Origin of the sequence: Streptomyces sp. R21, assembly GCF_041051975.1 — a bacterium.
GTDB lineage: Bacteria > Actinomycetota > Actinomycetes > Streptomycetales > Streptomycetaceae > Streptomyces.
This window is the reverse complement of the sequence record NZ_CP163435.1, coordinates 1,806,771-1,826,934: the sequence shown is the minus strand read 5'-3', so window position 1 is coordinate 1,826,934 and position 20,164 is coordinate 1,806,771. Positions and strand designations below refer to the sequence as shown.

The following is a 20,164-nucleotide window of genomic DNA, read 5'->3' as shown; positions in this document are numbered from 1 at the left end:
ACTCTCAGGTCCTGTGGTTCACGCCTTCGCGAAGACGACCCACACCTGGCCCTTGGCGAAGTTCATCGGCGCGCCGTCCGGCGTCGTGAACTCGGTGCCGCTCGTCGCGGTCTTCCGCTGCCAGTCGACGTCGAAGACCCGTCCGTCGCGCAGCACTTCGGCCTTCCCCGAGCCCACGGTCTCCGTGTACGGCGTGTTGTTGCCCAGATAGTCGTGGAACTTCGACTTGTGGACCTTCACGTACTGCACCACCACGGTCGCGGGGGCAACCTGCTTGCCCGAGGTCAGGACCGTCGGCGTGCCGTCCATCGCCACCAACCAGCGCGACCGGCTCGCCGACCAGGTGAAGGTGAAGCGAGCCGAGGGGAAGCGGACCGTGCGCTCGGTCTTCGGGCTGCCGCCCGCGGGTGCCGCGCCGTAGTGGAAGCCCGTCGTCAGGGCCGCGGAGCCCGCCGCGGCCCCCACCAGCTGCTTGGGGTGGAGATAGAGATTGTGCGGCGCGGGCTTGTCCGTGCCCCGGTAGTAGCCGTTGGCCCCGTCGTCCGCCGGCCGTGCGTGCAGCGGTGCTTTGTTGATCATCGGCAGGAGCTTGTGCTGCGCCCCGGAGAAGGCGAGCGTCGGGTCGTCGAACTGGCGCAGCAGCTCCAGATCGGATTCGCGCGCACTGCGCACCGGTCCGACGGACTTCGGCAACTGGGTCGCGAACACCGCCATCAGCCGGCTCAGACCGCCCTCGACCTGTTCCGCGTACACGACGTCGGCCGCGTCCAGACCCGTCTGGGGACGGGCCGCGCCCACGTTGTCGATCTTCACCGCGAGGACCGAACCACCGCTGGTGGCAGTCTCGTTGTGCTGACCTTCGCCCTGGCTCTGGTCCGGCCCCTGGCTCTGGTCCTGCCCCTTGCCGCGCCCGTCGTCGATCCCGCCGCCGCTCACGGTGCAACCCGTGATCAACGAACCCACCACCGCTGCGGACAGCAGTGCTGCCGTCATCGCACCGCGCCGCATCCGCGCCACCTGTCCCATGGCCACCGTGCCACCCTGTCCCGTGTCATTCATTGTGCGCTTATACGTTCTTTGGTGGCCATACCCGCTCGGTTCTGATTGTGCGCGTTATGTAGGCCGATCGGCGCAGCACGGCCACGCGGCAGGGGTGGGCCGCGGGCGGGGTGGGGACAGGGAGGGGCTCGGGGCCGAGGGGGCCGACGGGCCCGGGGTGGTCATTCCTGCGGGCCGAAGACCTCCGCGAGGTCGTATCCCACCGGCTCCTCCAGCTGGCTGTAGGTGCAGCTCTCGGCCGTGCGGTCGGGGCGCCAGCGGCGGAAGCGGGCCGTGTGGCGGAAGCGGACGCCGTTCTCCATGTGGTCGTACGCCACCTCGGCCACCAGCTCCGGCCGCAGCGGCACCCAGGAGAAGTCCTTCTTCGTGGACCACCGGCTGGGCGCGCCCGGCAGTCGTGCGCTCTCGTGCGCCGCCTCGTCCGACCAGGCCGCCCAGGGATGCTGCTCGACGTCCTCCAGCCGCAGCGGCTCCAGCTCCTCCACCAGCTCCGCACGCCGCGCCATCGAGAACGCGGCGCTCACGCCCACATGCTGCAGGGTGCCTGCGTCGTCGTACAGGCCGAGCAGGAGAGAACCGACGACGGGCCCGCTCTTGTGGAGGCGGTATCCGGCGACGACGGCATCCGCCGTGCGCTCGTGCTTGATCTTGAACATGGCCCGCTCGTCCTGGCGGTAGCGCAGGGTGAGCGGCTTGGCGACCACCCCGTCCAGGCCCGCCCCCTCGTACTGCTCGAACCACTGCTGTGCCACCTCGCGGTCCGTCGTCGCGGGCGCCACGTGGACCGGCGCCGTCACTCCGGACAGGGCCATCACCAGAAGGGCGCGCCGGTCGGCCAGCGGGACGTCGAGGAGCGACTCGTCGGCCAGCGCCAGCAGGTCGAAGGCGACGAACGAGGCAGGGGTCCTCTCGGCCAGCATCCGCACCCGTGAGTCCGCCGGGTGGATGCGCTCCGTGAGCGCGTCGAAGTCGAGCCGCCCCTCCCGGGCGATCACGATCTCGCCGTCCATCACGCAGCGCCCCGGCAGCCGCTCCTTCAGCGCGGCCACGAGCTCGGGGAAATACCTGGTCAGCGTCTTCCCAGTACGGCTGCCGAGCTCGACTTCGTCGCCGTCGCGGAACACGATCGCCCGGAACCCGTCCCACTTCGCCTCGTACTGCATGTCCGGCGGGATCTTCGCCACGGACTTGGCGAGCATCGGCTTCACGGGCGGCATCACCGGCAGATCCATGCTCCTGATTCTGCGGCGTCCCCTGATGTTTCGCCCGGTATGCGATGTATGGGGGATACGCCTACCGTGGCTCGCATGGGTGATGCGGTGGAACTGGAGGCAGCCGGGAGGACGGTACGGCTGTCCAGTCCGGGCAAGATCTTCTTCCCGGAGCGCGGCTTCACGAAGCTGGACCTCGCCCAGTACTACCTGGCGGTCGGCGACGGCATCCTGCGCGCGCTGCGCAACCGCCCGACCACCCTGGAGCGCTACCCGGACGGCGTGGCGGGCGAGTCCTTCTTCCAGAAGCGGGCGCCGAAGAACATGCCCGACTGGATCCCGACCGCGCACATCACCTTCCCCAGCGGCCGCAGCGCCGACGAGATGTGCCCCACCGAGCCGGCCGCCGTCCTGTGGGCCGCCCAGTTCGGCACGCTCACCTTCCACCCCTGGCCCGTGCGCCGCGACGACGTCGACAGCCCCGACGAACTCCGCATCGACCTCGACCCGCAGCCCGGCACGGACTACGCCGACGCCGTGCGCGCCGCCCACGAACTGCGCGAAGTCCTGCACGAGTACGGCGGTCTGCGCGGCTGGCCCAAGACGTCCGGCGGGCGCGGCCTGCACGTCTTCGTGCCGATCGAGCCGCGCTGGACCTTCACCCAGGTACGCCGGGCCGCGATCGCCGTCGGGCGCGAGCTGGAGCGCCGGATGCCCGATCAGGTGACCACGCACTGGTGGAAGGAGGAACGCGGCGAGAAGATCTTCGTCGACTACAACCAGACCGCCCGCGACCGCACCATCGCCTCCGCCTACTCCGTACGCCCCCGGCCGCACGCCCCCGTCTCGGCACCCCTGCGCTGGGACGAGGTGGAGGACGCCCGGCCCCGGGACTTCGACCTGGCGACCATGCCCGCGCGCTTCGCCGAACTGGGCGACGTGCACGCCGACATGGACGACCACGCCTTCTCCCTGGAGGCCCTGCTCGAACTCGCCAGCCGGGACGAGCACGACCACGGCCTGGGCGACCTGCCGTACCCGCCCGAGTACCCGAAGATGCCGGGCGAGCCGAAGCGGGTGCAGCCGAGCCGGGCCAAGCACACGGACCAGTAGTCCTGCGGACCGGCGGGGGTCCGGTGATGTCCTCGGCGGGCATACGACGCCTGCACAACACCATTTCGGGGAGGCGGACTTCGTGCCCGGGAGCGCTCTCACCGCGCTCACCCGCGCGAACGATCGCGGCTATCCTGATCGGCAACCGCCGCCCGTTGAGGAGTCCCGAGGTGCCCGAACCGACGACAGAGCCGCGTCCCACGCTGGAGGCGGTGGCCGCGCGGGCCGGGGTCTCCCGGGCCACCGCCTCGCGTGTCGTCAACGGCGGCGACGGGGTGCGTGAACCTCTCGTCGAGAGGGTCAGAAGGGCTGTCGAGGAACTCGGTTACGTGCCCAATCAGGCCGCCCGCAGCCTCGTCACCCGGCGCCATGACGCGGTCGCCGTCGTGATCGCCGAACCGGAGACCAGGGTTTTCGCCGACCCCTTCTTCGCCCTTCAACTCAGGGGAATCAGCAAGGAGTTGACCGCGCACGACTCCCAGCTGGTGCTGCTGCTCACGGAGGGGCGCGACGACTACGCGCGGGTGGGCCGCTATCTCGCCGGCGGGCACGTGGACGGGGCGCTCGCCTTCTCGCTGCACCTCGACGACCCGCTGGCGGGGCTGATCCACGGCGCGGGCGTGCCCACGGTGTTCGGCGGGCGGCCCGGCTGGGGCGAGGACACCCGAGGTGCGGTCTACGTGGACAGCGACAACCGGGGCGGCGCCCGCGAGGCCGTACGCCATCTCGTCGGACTCGGCCGGACGCGCATCGCCCACATCACCGGCCCCCTCGATCAGACGTCGGCGGTCGACCGGCTCGACGGGTTCCGGGATGTCATGGTCGACGCCGATCCGCGGCTCGTCGTCGAGAGCGACTTCACGCCCGTGGGCGGCGAGCGCGCGATGCGGGAGCTGCTGGAGCGCTGCCCTGAGGTGGACGCCGTATTCGCCGCGAACGATCTGATGGCCTCCGGCGCCCTGCGCGTCCTGCGCGACCAGGGGCGGCGGGTGCCCGACGACGTCGCCGTGATCGGCTTCGACGACATGCTGCCGGTCGCCGAGCAGACCGACCCGCCGCTCACGACGATCCGTCAGGACATAGAGGAAATGGGCCGGTTGATGGCCCGACTGCTGCTGCGCGGACTCGACCGCCGTACGGCGGAAGCGGGCCTGCCCTCCAGTGTGGTGCTGCCGACGACGCTGGTACACCGGGACTCCGCTTAGGCGTCTTCGCCCCGGGCCCCTGTTCCTGCTCCGGTCAGTCCTGGTGCGGGCCCAACTCCCGCAGCACCGTGCCGAGTCGGTCCGCCGTGAGCGGTGGTTCCGGCAGCTTCGACAGGCCGGGGGAGTGGCGCAGGCCGTCGAGGAAGAGGGCGAGCGGGCGGCGCCAGGCGTCGGGGCCCGTGACGGTGAGGGCCGGGACGGTGCGGCCGAGCGCGGCCAGTGCGAGGAGCAGGTCCTCGGTGGTGATGTCGCCGCGTACGGTGCCCTGTTCGCGTCCGCGGCGCAGGAGCACGTCCAGCGTCTCCCGGTTGTGGGCATGGACGGCTTCCAGCGAGGCGACGCCCTCCAGATGCGTGGTCATCAGGTCGTTCGTGCCGCGGTCCGCGGCGAGCCCGGCGAAGACCGCTTCCAGATAGCCCAGCAGGCCCGTCCAGCCGTCCTCGACGGTCCGGGCCTGCTCCCCGGCGGCGATGGTCTCGGTCAGCGCGTCCCGGAAGACCTCGTCCACGAGCTCGGCGCGGGTGGGGAAGTTCCGGTACAGGGTGGCGTTGCCCACCCCCGCCCGGCGGGCGATCACGTCGAGCGGAGCGTCGAGCCCCTGCTCGGCGAAGACCGCACGGGCGGCTGCGACGAGCAGGTCACGGTTGCGCTGTGCGTCACGCCGCCGCACCGGCTCCGGCCGGCTCGCCTCAGCCGTCATGTCCTCACCCCTCGACTGTAGTGGGGGCTGATCCCCGGTACCGATGCTATCGCCGATCGGCGGGGCCCGGATGCTCGGCGCTCACGCCCCGACGGAGACCGTGAACCGCCGGGGGTTGCCGTCGTGTGCCGCGCCGGACACGTCCGGCCGGCCGTCGGGCCGTACGTCGTCGTACGGGAAGGCGTACCCGATGGGCGAGTTGGCGTGCACGACCCGGGCCCAGTGGTTGGTGGTGCCGCCCTGGTAGTAGTCGGCGGTGGTCGTGCCGTTCGGCTGGTCGGGGTGGGTGAGCATGATCGAGCGGTTGAAGCCGGCGGCGAGACGGGCGAGCAGGCCCTTCTTGTCGTCGGGGTCGCCGGGGTTGTTGGTGAACGGGCCGTGGTTGCAGGTGAAGATGTCCTTCGAGGCCGGCTTGGCGAAGGTGTGGCCGCCGGTGAAGGTGAGGGTGTCGCCGCTGACCCGGCCGGTGAAGACGCCCCGGCCGCCCTGGAGGTCGATCCGCAGGTCGGTGCCGCGGTACTTCGCCCACACCTGGTCGATGTAGCTGTCCCAGACGTTGCGGAACGGCATCTGGTCGGGCCGGTCGAAGTAGGGGGCCATCAGGTTCTGCGGCGAGATGACGCGCAGCACCTTGCCGCCGCTGTCCCGGATGACGAGCTTGTCCCACGGCTGCCCGTCCTTGGCGGCCTGCGCCGTGAGATCCGAGGCGATTGTGCCCACCGCGCCGTCGGGCAGCGGGGCGACGGTGTGCGTGGCGTCGCCCTCCAGGGTCAGACCGATCGGCAGCGCCGTCACCAGGTCGACATAGCTGATGTTCGCGTACAACTGATCGCTGTTGAACGTGAACTCGCAGAACGACCACGTGCGGCCGTAGTTGGGATCGGCGGCCGTGGCGAAGGCGGGCTCCACCAGGGACGGGCCGGGGTTGAGGAAGAAGTCGAGGGTGTCGTCGCGCACGAAGTAGATCCGGGCGCCGTACATCTGAGGCAGCGTCAGTACCTTGGCCGGCGAGCCGGCGGCGCCGAGCGGGATGGAACAGTCGACGGGCAGCGGCGTCTGGGGGGCCGAGGGGGAGCTCGGCCGGTAGACACCCCCGTCGGACCGCAGCAGGATCCAGTTGCCGGTGGCCTGCTCGTGCCCGGTGACGTATGCCCGGACGGTGCCCGGCAACGACGCGTTGCGGAGGGCGAGTTGGCAGGTGGCGGGTGCGGCCTTGGCGCTGGGGCTGAGGGTGCTTCCCCATACGGGGTAGGTGGCAGCGGTCGTGGCTGCGGCGGCTCCGGTCAGGAACAGGCGGCGCGATATCACGGCGGACTCCTGGGATGTGGGGGGAGACAGGGAAGAACCGTTGCCCGTGGGGAAGGCCGGTCCCTGCGGTCCACCACTGTTCCCAGGGGGGAGTTGGGCCGTCAAGGGTTATGACTGAGAGCGCTCTCGAAAACTTCGAGCGTTCAGGAAGTGAAGGGTAAATGGAGTGCGGAGAAAGGGAGTCGGACCAGGCAGCGGGCCCCGGACCCCGGCGCGGCGGGGCCCGGGGGCCGTCGGCTCAGCCCTGCCGCGTCGCGCTCGTGATCACGGCGAACCTGGCGCCATAGGGATCGGCGAGCTTGGCCATGCGGCCGACGCCCTCCATGTCCATGGCAGGTGCGCGGACCGTGCCGCCCAGCTCCTGGGCCTTGGCGACCGTGGCGTCCGTGTCCGCGACCTCGAAGTACGGCAGCCAGTACGCACCGGACTCCGCCTCCGTCGGGTCGTCGGCGAGCGGGACGAGGCCGCCGAACATGTCCTCCTCCTCGGTCCCCGCCGGGTTGATGCAGGTGTAGGTGCCGCCCGGGAACTGCACGGCCGAGGTGTCCCAGCCGAAGACGGAGTCGTAGAACGCGGCGGCCGAGGCGATGTCCGGTGTGTAGAGCTCGACCCAGCACAGCGAGCCGGCGTCGCCCGCCACCTCGATGCCCTTGATCCGGCCGGGCTGCCAGATACCGAAGGGCACGCCCGCCTTGTCCGCGAGAATCGCCGTGTGCCCCTGGCCCATCACGTCCATGGGCTGCATGAGAACGGCGCCCTTGGCCTGCTCGGCCGCCTTCGCAGTGGCCTCCGCGTCGGGGGTCTGGAAGTACACGGTCCAGGACGGCGGGCCCTGGTCCGGGGTGGTCTGCATGCCGCCCGCCGCGGTCTTTCCGGCGAGCTGGAAGAAGCCGTAGCCGCCGGAGTCCGGCCCCGCCGACTGGAACTGCCAGCCGAAGAGGCCGCCGTAGAAGGAGATGGCGCCGTCGATGTCGGAGGTGCCGACATCGATCCAGTTCGGGGCGCCGGTGACAAAACGGGTGGTGAGCATGATTGCCCTCCTCATGAGGGGTCCCGTTGCCTGCTCTGCCGAGTCTTGCACCGCCCACTGACAACCGCTGCCGGGGCGCGCCCGCCCGCCGGAGCGACGGTAGCCGTCACCTCCTGTGACCAGCCGGATTCACCAAGTCTTCGGGCGCCGCGCGCGCCGCCGTGCGCTTCCGTGCGCGGCGGGGAACCATCGGGGGTGGCCCCAGGCCCCGGTACGTGGCGTTGATCCGGCGTTGATCGAACGTTTTTCGCCGCACGGCACGATCTCGCCCATGCACATCGAAACGATCACCCCGCCGGACGTCGCCTGGCAGGAGCAGGCGCTGTGCGCGCAGACGGGGGCCGAATTCTTCTTTCCCGAGCCGGGCAGCTCCGTGCGCGAGGCGAAGCGCATCTGCGGCATGTGCGCGATGCGTTCGGCGTGTCTGGAGTACGCCCTCGACAACGACGAGCGCTTCGGAGTGTGGGGCGGCCTCTCCGAGAAGGAACGACTGAGCATCCGGCGCGCGCAGGACTGAAGCGGGACCGAGGGGCGGCGCGGGAGCGCGCCCGCCCCCTCCTCGCCCCGCGGCCGCGCCGCCGTCGGCCCTGATCGCCCGGACGGCACACCGGTCCGCACCGGGAAATCAGTAGGCCCCGCGGCGTCCAGCGGGCAGAATCCGGGCATGACCAGTACCGCCGAGCAGCACGTCGAGGGGCTGCTGCACGCCCTCGACGCCCTCCCGTATCCGCAGCGCATGCGCGAACTCGCCCGGCGGGTGCAGGAGACGGCCGAGCTGCGACCGGTGCTGCAGGAGCTCGACACGCGGGGCCCCTACGAACGCGGGCTCGCCGTCGTGGCCGCGTCCGTCGGCCGGGACGTCGAGTGGATTGCGGACCGCCTCGCCGACCCGGACGACTTCGTGCGCGGACACGCCCAGCAGTTCGCCGAGAGCCTCCAAGTCCCCGACTCCGCCTACGAGTCGGCGCTTGACGACGCCCCGGAGGCGATCCGCAGGGAGCTGCTGCGCGCGATCGTCGCCGGACATCGCACCGCGCTCGCCGACCGGCTGGTGGACACGGTGCGCCGCGACCGGGGTGACGCGGAGGCGGCGCGGCTGCTGCCCGGATGCACGGCGGGGACGGTCGGCAGACTGCTTCCCGGTCTCTTCCATGCCGTCACCGGCTGGAAGGCCCTCGCCAATCGGCACCCCGGCCTCCTTCTCGACGTCGCGGAAGGGGAGTTGACGGCGCTGCCCGAGGCGTTGCGCACCACCTGGTGGGGCCGGTACACACCGGGCGTGGTGGCCACCGTCCGGGCGGAGCCACTGCGGGTGCTCGACCTGGTCGAACGCTTCGGGCCGGCCACTCTGCCGTACCAACTGCACGACTGCCTCGGAGAGTTCGCGGCGGTCGCCCCGAGCCGGCTGATGAGGCTGCTGGTCACGCCCACCGGAATCGCCGCGCGCCGCAGGAGGGGGCTGAGTCCCACCGTGCTGCGCAGGCTGGCCCGTTCCGACGCGCCCGAACTCGTCGCGTTCGGGCGCCTCCTGGCCGAGTGGGGCGATCTCGATCCGCTCGTCAAGGCATTGCCGCCCGCGCGGCGCCACGCCTTCTACCGGGCCACGCAGGAAGGCCGTGGAGCCGGACACGTCTCCATCGACACGGTCGTCCTCGGAGTGCTGTCGCGCAGCGGTGCCGCCGAGGAGGCCCGGCGCATGCTCGCCGTCGCGCGGGAAATCGGCAGCGCGTGGAACACCCTGCTGCTCGTCGAGTCCTTCCTGCCCGTCGCCGAAGCGCGCGGTCGGCTGGTCGAGGCCACCCGCCGACCGGCCGCCGAAGACCGCGCCCAGGCCTGGCCGTTGCTCGTCCGCAACGCCGCCCGCTCCGGCGACCCCGCGGCCGTCAGCTCCGTACTCCAGGAGATGGGGCGGCTGCGCAACGAACAGGATCCGGTGCGCTCGGCCGCCCTCGGTGCGCTGTCCGACGTCCGGGCCGCACTGTTCACCGAGGACACCGAGCCGCGCCTCGACCGCATCGCCGTGGACGCCGTCGAGGCCCGCGACTCCTCGCCCGCCACCCGGCAGCACCTGAGCCGGCTCGCCCTCTCCGTGCTGCGCGAGCACGCGGCCGAGGGGCGAAGGGAGTTGGTGAACTGGGCACTGCGCACCCTCGTCCGCATCTCCGGCAATACCGGCGGCGCCGACCTCGGCCGGCTCGACGCGAAACTGCGCCGTGGCCAGGAACATCAAGTGTACGAAGCCCTGCGCCCATGGATCGAGGCCGGCGCCGAGAAGTCCGACTACAGTCTCGCCTTCGCGCTCGCCCGTGCGGTGGGGCGCCGCGCGGCAGGCATGCCCGAACTGCAGGAACTGCTGTGGCAGGCCATCCGTTACGGCAATGACGCGACCGTGCACTCCGCCGTCGAGCTGTGGCTGGACGCGCCCGCGACGCGGGACGAGCGGGTGGCCCGCATCCTCGCGCTGGAGCCGTCTGCGGGTGCGCTGTGGCCCGTCCTCCAGGTCATCACCCGGCGCCGCACCGATCTGCTCGACGTGCTGCTCGCCGAGACCCCTCCGTACGGGCGTTTTCTGACCAAGGGAACCCCCTGGACCGTACCGGTGGACAGGGACGTACGGCGTTGGGTGCCGCGTCAACAGCTCACGGTGGCACGGCAGTTGGTGGCGGAGGCCGGAGATGCCGGGCTGCCCGTGTATCAGCGGGCCGCGGCAATCGCGCAGGGGGCGCGCGTCCCGGGACGGGGTGCCGATCTCGTACGACGCTGGACGGACTCCTCGGACGTGGTGCTCGCCGAGGCGGCCCTCGCCGCGCTCGCCCGTACCGACCGGCCCGCCGACGCGCTGCCCGAGCTGCTGGCCCACGCGGGCGGCGAGCGGGCGCGGGTCGCGGTGTACGCGGCCACGCGGGCGTCCCGGTACGCGGCGCCGTCCCGCCTCGCCGAGCAGCTGTCCGCTGTGCTGTTCGCGTCGAACACCAAGGTGACCAGCCGCAAGGAGGCCGCCCGGCTGGCCGCGGTGCGGCTTCCGGTACCCCGGGCGGCGGCGCTGCTGACCGAGGCGTACGCGGCGCCGGGCGCCCACGTCGACGTCCGCGCCGCCATCGTGGCCTTCGCGGGCGGTCTGCTCGCCGAGGAACCTGTCTGGGACCTGCTGCTCGACGCCGCGGGCGCCGAGCCGGTGCTGCGGTCCGCGGTCCTGCGCGTCACACCGCTCGATCTGCCCGAGCCCCATCGCGATCGGTACGCCCGCCTGGTGCGCGACGTGTCCCGCACCGACGACCCGGAGACCGCCACACCGGCCTTCACCGCCCTGGCCCGCTGGGCGCCCTGGTCCCCGGAGGCCGCGACGGTCCTCGCCGAGGCCACCACCGACCTGGCGAACCGTACGACCTGGCGCGCGGCGGCGGTCGGCCTGGTGACCGCCGCGGCCGGTTCACCGCGCGGGGTCTCGGAGCTTGAGCGGGCGCTGAGGAGACTGGCCGAGGCCGAGACGGACCCGGCGTCGGAGGCCGGCGGTCACGCCGACGCCGACGAGCGCCGCGACCGCCCCGCCCGGCAGCGCGTCGAGCAGCTTGTCGCCCGCCTGGAGCACATGGCCAGGGCTGCTGCGGGAACCGTCCGTCCCGCGGCGCTGGCCGCGGCCGAGCTGCTCGCCGGGTACGACGCCTTCGTGCCGCAGGCCGCCGCGATCATGGTGTTCCATCTGGACCTGGACGAGGAGCCGGTGCGGCTGGAACGGCTGTCCGCCCTCACCGACGGCCGCCCGGCGCTCGCCGCCCGGACGGCGAGGGAGATCGGGGAGCGGCTGCGGCGGCAGGCGCACGAGGGGGACCCCGAGGTGCTGCTCGGCGCGGTACGGCGGCTCACCGCGCACGGCGGGCACGGCGAGGGGCTGCTCGCCGCGGCCGTCACCGCGGCGATCGGCGTCCGGACGGGCTGGGTCGCGCCCTGGCGGGAGCAGCTGAGAGCACTGCGCCGCCACCCGGTGGCCGACGTGCGGGACGCGGCGCTGGACCAGGTGACGGCGTACGAGTGAGGTGACCGGGAGCGGCGGGCGTCAGCCGGCGGCGCGCGCCGCCATCCGGGCCTTGCGGGCCGCGAGCTTCTCGTCGAACTTGCTGGCCTCGGCGTCGAGGCCGCCCATGAAGAGGCCGAGCTCCTCCTGCGCGTGCAGGCCCTCCGGGCCGAGGCCGTCGATCTCCAGCACCTTGAGGTGGCGCAGCACCGGCTGCAGCACGTCGTCGTGGTGGATGCGCATGTTGTAGACCTCGCCGATGGCCATCTGCGCGGCGGCGCGCTCGAAGCCGGGCATGCCGTGGCCGGGCATCCGGAAGTTGACGACGACATCGCGCACGGACTGCATGGTGAGGTCGGGGGCGAGCTCGAACGCGGCCTTCAGGAGGTTGCGGTAGAAGACCATGTGCAGGTTCTCGTCGGTCGCGATGCGCGCCAGCATGCGGTCGCAGACCGGGTCGCCCGACTGGTGACCGGTGTTGCGGTGCGAGACACGGGTCGCCAGCTCCTGGAAGGCGACGTACGCCACGGAGTGCAGCATCGAGTGGCGGTTGTCCGACTCGAAGCCCTCGCTCATGTGCTGCATACGGAACGCTTCGAGCTTGTCCGGGTCCACGGCGCGCGAGGCGAGCAGGTAGTCGCGCATCACGATGCCGTGCCGGCCCTCCTCCGCGGTCCAGCGGTGCACCCAGGTGCCCCAGGCGCCGTCACGGCCGAAGAGCGAGGCGATCTCGTGGTGGTAGCTGGGCAGGTTGTCCTCGGTGAGGAGGTTCACGACCAGCGCGATGCGGCCGAGCTCCGTGACCTTGGACTGCTCCTTGCCCCAGGCCTCGCCGTCCTCGAAGAGCCCCGGGAAGTTGCGGGCGTCGCTCCACGGCACGTAGTCGTGCGGCATCCAGTCCTTGGCCACCTTCAGGTGGCGGTTGAGCTCTGTTTCGACCACTTCCTCCAAGGCGTACAGCAGCCGTGCGTCGGTCCAGGCGGTGGACGGGCTACCGAGGTGCGGAGAAGTGATCGTCACGGGTACTCCAGGGGACGTGATGGTCGAGCGGGAACACTGAGCGTGATTCGTAACTTACGGCATCGTAGGCTACGTATCCGTAGGTTACGTTTCCGTAGGTTAAGAGCGCCGTAAAGACTGCTGATCAGCGGGGGTCCCCTAGGGGAGCGCTTAATTCCGGGGACCCGCAGGTCCTGGGGTCGAACAGGGCATATCGATCAATCCGTTCACCCGTACAACCCGCGCAACCGGACCGAGAGACATGTCACACAGCCTTCGAGCTTCTCGAACTCGCTGATGTCCACCAGGACCGGCGCATGGCCGAGATCCGCGAGCAGCTCCGCCGTCTTCGGCGCGCTCGCCGCCATCAGCAGCTTCCCGTCGCCAAGGAGCACGACGTGGGCACCCGACTCCTCCGGCACCGGTAGGAAGCCCGGGAACAGCGAGGGGGTGTCCACCAGCGGTTCGTGCCCGATCACCGTTCCGTCGGGCAGCGCGGTGACCGCGGACTTCAGGTGCAGCACCTTGCTGACGGGTACGGCGACCACCCGCGCCCCGAGCGGTTCGAAGGCGGCCCTGAGCTGCTGGAGCCCGGCCGCGTTGGTGCGGCCGCCGCGGCCCACGTACACCGTGTCGCCGACCTTCAGGACGTCGCCGCCGTCCAGGGTGCCCGGCTCCCAGATCCAGTTCACCGAGCAGCCGAGGCGGGCCACGGCCTCCTCGACCCCGGCGGTCTCGCCGCGCCGGGACTCCGCGCCGGGGCGCGAGATCAGCGCGACATTGCGGAAGACGACCACGGCGTCCTCGACGAACACGGCGTCCGGGCAGTCGTCGGCCGGTTCCACCTCGACGGTCTCCCAGCCGTGCGTACGCAGTGCCTCCGCGTATGCCTCCCACTGCTCGACCGCCAGGTCGACGTCCACCGGCTCGCGCTCGATGTGCGTCACGAGCCCCTCGGCGAGGCGTGGACCGGGGCGGCGTATCAGGGCTTTCCGGCTGGGCACGGGCGGGTCTCCAAAACGGCAGGGGGTGTCGGCGCACATCATGCAGCGCGGATGTGCGCCCGCAAAAGCCCCCAGGGCCGACGTCGGCCAGCCTCTGTACCCGACGGTAGGCCGTCGCCCCGGCCGCCGCTAAGCGGGATACCCGACAGCTTCCGGAGTGATTTCTTTCAGTTCTCCTCCTTCCAGCAGCAGCCATCGCGTGATTCCGATCGACTCCAGGAACGGCACATCGTGGCTGGCGACGATCAGGGTGCCCTCGTACGACTCCAGTGCCGTGGTGAGCTGTCGGACGCTCGCCATGTCGAGGTTGTTCGTCGGCTCGTCGAGCAGCAGCAGCTGCGGTGCGGGCTCGGCGAGCAGCAGTGCGGCCAGGGCCGCCCGGAAACGCTCGCCGCCGGAGAGCGTCGCCGCGCGCTGGTCGGCACGCGCGCCCCGGAACAGGAAGCGGGCGAGCCGCGCCCGGATCCGGTTGTTGGTGGCGCCCGGCGCGAACCGGGCCACGTTCTCGGCGACGGTCCGTTCGTCGTCGAGCACATCGAGCCGCTGCGGCAGAAAACGCATGGGCACATGGGCCCGCGCCTCACCGGACACGGCCGTCAGTTCGCCCGCGATCGTGCGCAGCAGCGTGGTCTTGCCCGCGCCGTTGCGCCCGATCAGCGCGATCCGCTCGGGCCCGCGCAGCTCGAACACCCCGTCCACGCGAGCGCCGTAGGCCAACTCCAGGTCCTGGAGCGTGAGTACGGTGCGGCCGGGCGGTACGGCCGTGTACGGCAGGTCGATGCGGATCTCGTCGTCGTCCCGTACGGCGTCCACCGCCTCGTCGAGGCGCTCCTTGGCCTCGGCGAGCTTCTCCTCGTGCATGATGCGGTGCTTGCCCGCGGACTCCTGAGCGGCACGTTTGCGCGCGCCCATCACGATCTTCGGCTCGCGCTTCTGGTCCCACATCTTCTGGCCGTATCTCCTTCGGCGGGCCAACTTCATGTGGGCATCGGACAGTTCGCGTTTCTGTTTCTTCAGGTCGGACTCGGCGACGCGCACCATGCGCTCCGCGGCCTCCTGCTCGACGGCGAGTGCCTCCTCGTACGCGGAGAAGTTGCCGCCGTACCAGGTGACCTCTCCGGAGTGCAGATCGGCGATCTGGTCGACCAGGTCGAGGAGTTCACGGTCATGGCTGACCACGACCATGACCCCGGACCAGGCCTCGACGGCGGCGTACAGCCGGCGCCGCGCGTACAGATCGAGGTTGTTGGTCGGCTCGTCGAGGAGCAGGACGTCCGGCCGGCGCAGCAGCAGTGCGGCCAGCCGCAGCAGCACCGACTCGCCGCCCGAGACCTCACCGAGGGTGCGGTCCAACTCGATGTGTCCGAGCCCGAGTTCGCCGAGGGTCGCGAGAGCGCGCTCCTCGACGTCCCAGTCGTCGCCGACGGCCTCGAAGTGCTCCTCGGCCACGTCGCCCGCCTCGATGGCGTGCAGCGCGACGCGCACGGCGGCGATGCCGAGCGCCTCGTCGACGCGCAGGCCGGTGTCGAGCGTGACGTTCTGCGGCAGGTAGCCGACCTCGCCCGCGACGCGGATCGCGCCGTCGGCCGGGGCGAGCTCTCCGGCGATCAGTTTCAACAGGGTTGATTTCCCTGACCCGTTGACGCCGACGAGCCCGGTCCTGCCGGGCGCGAAGGCTGCCTGGAGTCCGTCGAAGACGACGCTGCCGTCCGGCCAGGCGAAGGAGAGGGACGTACAGGCGATGGAGGTGGGAGAGGTGGACAAGAGCGCCTCGCGGTTGCTGGGTGGGGTCGGGGGCCAACACGTGGGACACCGCGAGGCGACGACAGCCCGGTCCAGTACCGGAAGGCAGCGGAAAAGCCCTGTTCCGGCGGGCGGAGGGTGGAAAGCCCTGCTCCGGAGGACGGCTCGAATGCCGAGGTCGCACGCTGCGCACACGGGCGCCGACAAAGGGACGGCGGTGTGTGACGCGGTGTCTCAAGACCTCAGACGAGCAACGTCCTTCTCCAATCGACGGCAACAGAACCGTCAACAACGTTAGGAAGAGCCCTGCAGGGCTGTCAACGCATTAAATTTCCGAGCGCCCCGGACGCTCACGTACGTGTCGGATTCTCGCCAGCCACCGGCCGCGGCCGGTGATTGGCTCATGCCCATGACGAACCCGAACCCGCACCCGCTGCACGAAGCCGCCGTCGCCTTCCGCGCCCTGCATGTCCCGGGCCGTCCGCTGGTCCTCCCGAACGCCTGGGACACGGCGAGCGCCCGGATCATCGAGGAGGCGGGCGCCGCCGCGGTGGCCACCACCAGCGCGGGGCTCGCCTGGGACCTGGGCACCGCGGACGGGGACCGGCTCGACCGCGAGCGCGCGCTCGGCGCCGTCGAGCGGATCACCGCCGCAGTGCGGGTGCCTGTCAGCGCGGACATCGAGAGCGGCTACGCCGTCGACGCCGAGGGTGTCGGGGACACGATCCGCGCGGTGCTCGCGGCAGGCGCCGTGGGCGTGAACATCGAGGACGCGCTGTACGAGGGGCAGGCGCCCCTTCGCCCGGTCGCCGAGCAGGCCGAGCGGATCGCCGCGGCCCGCGCCGCCGCCGACGCGGCCGGGGTGCCGCTCTTCGTCAACGCCCGCATCGACACGTATCTGCGGGGCGCCGGGAAGGTCGAGGAGACCCTGGAGCGCGCCGCCGCCTTTCTCGCCGCCGGAGCCGACGGGATCTTCGTCCCCGGGGCCGTCGACCCGGTGACCGTGAAGACCCTCGTCGAGGGCGTCGAGGGCCCGCTGAACGTGATGGTGGGCCCGGGTGCGCCGTCCGTCGCCGAGCTCGCCGCCCTCGGAGTCGCCCGGATCAGCGCGGGTTCCGGCCTCGCGCAGGCCGCGCACGCCGTGGTCCGCCGCGCCGCGCGGGAGCTGCTGGGCGAGGGGACGTACGGGCCGCTGGCCGGGGGACTGGACTACGCCGAGCTGAACGGGCTGCTGGGCGGCGGCCGTTAGAACTCACCGGCGTCGTCGCCGGTTCACTCAGCCTGCCGGAGGCGAGATTAAGCCACTTTCGTCGCTCAGCACGCGTCCCGCATCAGCTCCGCGAGGTCGCGGTCGAGGTCGACATGCAGGTGCTCAAGACCGAGGGGGACGAGCTCCGTCGTGCGCTCCAGGAAGCCGCGCAGCTCGCCCGAGCGGACATGCACCACGGCGGTGCCCTCGGGGGCGTGGAACTCCAGGACGGTGCGGTCGTAGCCGTACGGCCGCACCCGTACGTCGCCGTACCCCGCCTGGTCGTCCATGCCGCACACGAGCAGCTCGCGAGCGAACGTCCAGCACACCTCCACCCCTTCCAGGGTGGCCGGGGCGGGGAAGGTCATGCGGATGGCGAAGGGGTCGCGCCGGTCGTAGTGGAGCGTGGCGGGAATACTCGGCATCCGCGGCGCGGCGGCGACGAGGCGGGCCTCTACGGGCTGCTCGATGACGGTGGACAACGCCTTGCTCCCTTGTGTGACGGCTGGACGAACTCCGGGCGGATGAGGACGGGCACTTGGAGAGACGATGGATTCGGCCAATGCGTGCACCTGTGACCCGAGTGACCTCTGTCACCGAACCCATTCACTGAGGTGATCCACTTCTCGTCCTGTACTCCCGCGGACATCGGGGAGGACACCGGAGGGGGGCTCCGGGGTTCCCGCCGAGGGCATCTGGACGGCAACGGGTCCGTGGACTAGCTTCGCCCGCCATGAGGGCCATGGGGAAGACGCGACGCATGAGACGTACGAGTCGGACAACGGCCGTGGGAGCGTGCGCAGTTGCGCTGGCCGCCGTGCTGGCCGCGCCCGCACAGGCATACGAGAGCGCGAGCGCACCGGCGGAGCAGCGGGCGCCGCACTGGGAACTCAAGGACAGCGGCACCGACGTACGCTTCCGCGGGCTCTCGGCGGTCGGCCGGGACACCGCCTGGCTGGCAGGCTCCAAGGGCACCGTGCTGCGCACCACCGACGGCGGCGCGCACTGGCAGAACATCTCGCCGCCCGGCGCCGGGGACCTCGAGTTCCGCGACGTCGAGGCCTTCGACGCGCGGCGCGCCGTGGCCCTGGCCATCGGCGAGGGCGAGGCCTCCCGGGTCCTGCGCACCGACGACGGCGGCGCGACCTGGACCGAGTCCTTCCGCAACACCGACGCGAAGGCCTTCTACGACTGCCTCACCTTCTTCGACCGGCGCCACGGTCTGGCGATGAGCGACCCGGTGGACGGAAAGTTCCGCATCCTGTCGACCAGCGACGGCGGCCGTTCCTGGACGGTGCTGCCCAGCGCCGGGATGCCCGCGGCGGAGGACGGCGAGGCGGGCTTCGCGGCGAGCGGGCAGTGCCTGGTGGCCTCGGGGCCACGCGACGCATGGCTCGCCACCGGCGGCGGCGCCCACGCGCGCGTGCTGCACTCCGCCGACCGCGGACTGACCTGGACGGCCGCCGAGACCCCGGTCCCGGCGGGCGACCCGGCGCGCGGTGTCTTCGCCCTCGCCTTCCGCGATCGCACCCACGGCCTCGCGGTCGGCGGCGACTACCGCGCCGACCAGGCATCGCCCAAGGCCGCGGCCCTCACCCCCGACGGCGGCCGCACCTGGACATCCGCCGGCCGGCCGCCGCCCGCCTACCGCTCCGGCGTCGCCTGGCTCCCGCACAGCCGCACGGCCGCCCTCGCGGTCGGCCCCACCGGCACCGACCTGACCACGGACGGCGGCCGCAGCTGGCGGACGCTGGACACCGGCTCGTACGACACCGTGGACTGCACCGCCGACCTGGCCTGCTGGGCCTCGGGCGAGAAGGGCCGGGTGGCCCGCCTGGAGCACTGACGATGTTCCCGGCACGAACGGGTACTCGTCCAAGGCCGCACCCCGAAAGGAAGTGACCGGTCATGCCACGCGGCTCCAACGCCAAGAGGGAACGTCAGTACGAGCACATCCAAGGAGAGCGCGCTCGACCGGGGAGAGAGCACCGAGCGCGCCGAGGAGATCGCCGCGCGGACCGTCAACAAGGAGCGCGCCCGCTCCGGCGAGTCGAAGAGCGCGAGCAGGACGTCCACCCAGGACATGTCGTCCGGCAGGCGCGGCGGCCGGCGCTCGGGCAAGGGCTCCCAGGGGCCGACGTACGACCAGCTCTACGAGGAGGCCAAGCGGCGCAACATCGAGGGTCGCTCGGACATGGACAAGCAGCAGCTGCGGCGCGCGCTCGGGGGCAGGTGACCGGGAGACACGGCTCAGCCGGCCGGCTCCCGGTACTGCTCCAGGGCGGGCGCCGTCTTGGTCGCGACGAACTCCGTGATCCGGTACGCGCACACCCCGGCGGCGACGAACGGGTCACCGGCGCAGATCTCCTCGATCCGCGCCAGGTCCGGCGCGACGGCGAGGATCACTCCGCCGTCGCGCGGGTTCTTGCGCCCGGAGGCGAGGAAGACCCCCGCCGCGTACTGCTCGTCGAGCCAGGAGACATGCGTCTCCAGCACGGCGTCGACGGCCTCCAGCGGTGCGGTGTAGGTGAGTTCAAGGACGAACATGATCACGACCCTACCCCCGCGGGCCCGCCGGTCGCCCGGCCTTTACGCTCGTGACCACGATGACGACCGTACCCATTCCCGCGGGCTGGCCCGCGACCGAGGAACAAGCCCGCGCCGTGCAGGACGAGTTGCGGGGACGGGTGGTGCGCGACGAGCCCGGTCCGCCGCCCGGAACCGGCCGGGTGACCGGCGTCGACGTGGCCTACGACGACGAGCGCGACGTCGTCGTGGCCGCGGCCGTCGTGCTGGACGCGGCGACGCTCGACGTCGTCGCCGAGTCCACCGCCGTCGGGCAGGTCTCCTTCCCGTACGTGCCTGGGCTGCTCGCCTTCCGCGAGATCCCGACCGTGCTGGCCGCACTCGACGCGCTGCCGTGCCCGCCCGGCCTCGTCGTCTGCGACGGCTACGGCCTGGCCCATCCGCGCCGCTTCGGCCTCGCGAGCCACCTCGGCGTGCTCACCGGGCTCCCCACGATCGGGGTCGCCAAGAACCCCTTCACGTTCTCCTACGACGAGCCCGGCGCCCCGCGCGCCAGCGCCTCCCCGCTCCTCGCGGGCGAGGAGGAGGTCGGCCGCGCGCTGCGCACACAGTCGGGCGTCAAGCCGGTGTTCGTCTCCGTCGGCCACCGGGTGAGTCTCGACACCGCGTGCGCGCACACGCTCGCGCTCACCCCGAAGTACCGTCTCCCGGAGACGACTCGGCGCGCCGACTTCCTCTGCCGACAGGCACTCAAGGAGGCAACTCTCCAAGGGCATCCACCGGTTGAGTGAGTACGTGCTCTGAGTACGTGTACGGATGTGGGGCCACCGCCCTGATCGGCAGGCTGTGGCCCATGACGACGCACCGTGCTCCGAAGCCCGCTGCCAGCCCCGCCCAGCCCGTCGAGCGCGCCGTACTGGCCGCGCTCGTGCTAGCCGTGCTCGCCGGTGTCGCCTGGATCGGCGGGATGGTCTACACGGTCACCGGGTGGGCGCACTAGGCAGT

The 20,164-nt window shown here is 71.7% G+C and carries 18 protein-coding genes and 1 pseudogene; 9 read left to right on the top strand and 10 right to left on the bottom strand.

Going from position 1 to position 20,164, the window contains the following annotated elements; all coding sequences use genetic code 11:
* Positions 1 to 18: 18 nt before the first annotated feature.
* Both AB5J56_RS08445 and AB5J56_RS08440 read right to left on the bottom strand, forming a co-directional pair.
* Positions 19 to 1,026, bottom strand: a complete 1,008-nt coding sequence (locus AB5J56_RS08445; RefSeq protein ID WP_369242441.1) for a DUF3048 domain-containing protein — start codon at positions 1,024 to 1,026, stop codon at positions 19 to 21.
* A gap of 194 nt (positions 1,027 to 1,220) precedes the next feature.
* Positions 1,221 to 2,291: an ATP-dependent DNA ligase gene (locus tag AB5J56_RS08440; RefSeq protein WP_369231592.1), complete on the bottom strand. Its 1,071-nt coding sequence runs from the start codon at positions 2,289 to 2,291 to the stop codon at positions 1,221 to 1,223.
* A 75-nt stretch (positions 2,292 to 2,366) separates the two neighbouring features.
* Between AB5J56_RS08440 and ligD the strand changes: the two genes are divergently transcribed.
* Together ligD and AB5J56_RS08430 are read left to right on the top strand one after the other, a co-directional pair.
* Positions 2,367 to 3,383, top strand: coding sequence for a non-homologous end-joining DNA ligase (ligD, locus tag AB5J56_RS08435; protein ID WP_369231590.1), 1,017 nt, complete (start codon positions 2,367 to 2,369; stop codon positions 3,381 to 3,383).
* Positions 3,384 to 3,553: 170 nt separating this feature from the next.
* The gene (locus tag AB5J56_RS08430) at positions 3,554 to 4,588 is read left to right on the top strand and encodes a LacI family DNA-binding transcriptional regulator (protein WP_369231588.1); all 1,035 of its coding nucleotides are present in this window, start codon (positions 3,554 to 3,556) and stop codon (positions 4,586 to 4,588) included.
* A gap of 34 nt (positions 4,589 to 4,622) precedes the next feature.
* On the opposite strand, the gene AB5J56_RS08425 is transcribed toward AB5J56_RS08430, so the two are convergent.
* The 3 genes from AB5J56_RS08425 to AB5J56_RS08415 form a co-directional block, all read right to left on the bottom strand.
* Complete coding sequence (locus AB5J56_RS08425; RefSeq protein WP_369231586.1) at positions 4,623 to 5,288, bottom strand: TetR/AcrR family transcriptional regulator; 666 nt, start codon at positions 5,286 to 5,288, stop codon at positions 4,623 to 4,625.
* Between the two features lie 81 nt (positions 5,289 to 5,369).
* The gene (locus tag AB5J56_RS08420; protein WP_369231584.1) at positions 5,370 to 6,596 is read right to left on the bottom strand and encodes a glycoside hydrolase family 64 protein; all 1,227 of its coding nucleotides are present in this window, start codon (positions 6,594 to 6,596) and stop codon (positions 5,370 to 5,372) included.
* Positions 6,597 to 6,834: 238 nt separating this feature from the next.
* The gene (locus AB5J56_RS08415) at positions 6,835 to 7,626 is read right to left on the bottom strand and encodes a VOC family protein (protein WP_369231582.1); all 792 of its coding nucleotides are present in this window, start codon (positions 7,624 to 7,626) and stop codon (positions 6,835 to 6,837) included.
* A 271-nt stretch (positions 7,627 to 7,897) separates the two neighbouring features.
* On the opposite strand from AB5J56_RS08415, the gene AB5J56_RS08410 reads away from it, so the two are divergent.
* On the top strand, positions 7,898 to 8,143 hold the full coding sequence (locus AB5J56_RS08410; protein WP_369231580.1) for a WhiB family transcriptional regulator: 246 nt from the start codon (positions 7,898 to 7,900) through the stop codon (positions 8,141 to 8,143).
* Between the two features lie 147 nt (positions 8,144 to 8,290).
* A complete protein-coding gene (locus AB5J56_RS08405; protein ID WP_369231578.1) occupies positions 8,291 to 11,659 on the top strand; it encodes a hypothetical protein in 3,369 nt (1,122 codons plus the stop codon).
* Positions 11,660 to 11,680: 21 nt separating this feature from the next.
* On the opposite strand, the gene AB5J56_RS08400 is transcribed toward AB5J56_RS08405, so the two are convergent.
* The 3 genes from AB5J56_RS08400 to AB5J56_RS08390 form a co-directional block, all read right to left on the bottom strand.
* Positions 11,681 to 12,658 (bottom strand): acyl-ACP desaturase, encoded by a 978-nt coding sequence (locus AB5J56_RS08400; protein ID WP_369231576.1) that lies wholly within the window; start codon positions 12,656 to 12,658, stop codon positions 11,681 to 11,683.
* Positions 12,659 to 12,864: 206 nt separating this feature from the next.
* Entirely contained in the window at positions 12,865 to 13,641 is a 777-nt protein-coding gene (gene ddaH, locus AB5J56_RS08395) for a dimethylargininase (RefSeq protein WP_369231574.1), read from the bottom strand.
* 129 nt (positions 13,642 to 13,770) lie between these two features.
* On the bottom strand, positions 13,771 to 15,405 hold the full coding sequence (locus AB5J56_RS08390) for an ABC-F family ATP-binding cassette domain-containing protein (protein ID WP_369231573.1): 1,635 nt from the start codon (positions 15,403 to 15,405) through the stop codon (positions 13,771 to 13,773).
* Positions 15,406 to 15,793: 388 nt separating this feature from the next.
* Here AB5J56_RS08390 and AB5J56_RS08385 point away from each other — a divergent pair, with 388 nt between their 5' ends.
* A complete protein-coding gene (locus tag AB5J56_RS08385; protein WP_369231571.1) occupies positions 15,794 to 16,633 on the top strand; it encodes an isocitrate lyase/phosphoenolpyruvate mutase family protein in 840 nt (279 codons plus the stop codon).
* A gap of 65 nt (positions 16,634 to 16,698) precedes the next feature.
* Here the strand turns inward: AB5J56_RS08385 and AB5J56_RS08380 are convergent, their stop codons facing one another.
* A complete protein-coding gene (locus tag AB5J56_RS08380; protein ID WP_369231570.1) occupies positions 16,699 to 17,115 on the bottom strand; it encodes an SsgA family sporulation/cell division regulator in 417 nt (138 codons plus the stop codon).
* Between the two features lie 278 nt (positions 17,116 to 17,393).
* Here AB5J56_RS08380 and AB5J56_RS08375 point away from each other — a divergent pair, with 278 nt between their 5' ends.
* Together AB5J56_RS08375 and AB5J56_RS08370 are read left to right on the top strand one after the other, a co-directional pair.
* Positions 17,394 to 18,479 (top strand): WD40/YVTN/BNR-like repeat-containing protein, encoded by a 1,086-nt coding sequence (locus AB5J56_RS08375; RefSeq protein WP_369231568.1) that lies wholly within the window; start codon positions 17,394 to 17,396, stop codon positions 18,477 to 18,479.
* Between the two features lie 62 nt (positions 18,480 to 18,541).
* A pseudogene (locus AB5J56_RS08370) lies at positions 18,542 to 18,869 on the top strand (plasmid stabilization protein).
* A gap of 14 nt (positions 18,870 to 18,883) precedes the next feature.
* On the opposite strand, the gene AB5J56_RS08365 reads toward AB5J56_RS08370, so the two are convergent.
* The gene (locus AB5J56_RS08365) at positions 18,884 to 19,180 is read right to left on the bottom strand and encodes a YciI family protein (RefSeq protein ID WP_369231566.1); all 297 of its coding nucleotides are present in this window, start codon (positions 19,178 to 19,180) and stop codon (positions 18,884 to 18,886) included.
* 59 nt (positions 19,181 to 19,239) lie between these two features.
* Here AB5J56_RS08365 and AB5J56_RS08360 point away from each other — a divergent pair, with 59 nt between their 5' ends.
* Together AB5J56_RS08360 and mmpA are read left to right on the top strand one after the other, a co-directional pair.
* On the top strand, positions 19,240 to 19,950 hold the full coding sequence (locus tag AB5J56_RS08360) for an endonuclease V (protein ID WP_369231564.1): 711 nt from the start codon (positions 19,240 to 19,242) through the stop codon (positions 19,948 to 19,950).
* 62 nt (positions 19,951 to 20,012) lie between these two features.
* A complete protein-coding gene (gene mmpA / locus AB5J56_RS08355) occupies positions 20,013 to 20,159 on the top strand; it encodes a morphogenic membrane protein MmpA (RefSeq protein WP_369231562.1) in 147 nt (48 codons plus the stop codon).
* The last annotated feature ends 5 nt before the right edge of the window (positions 20,160 to 20,164 follow it).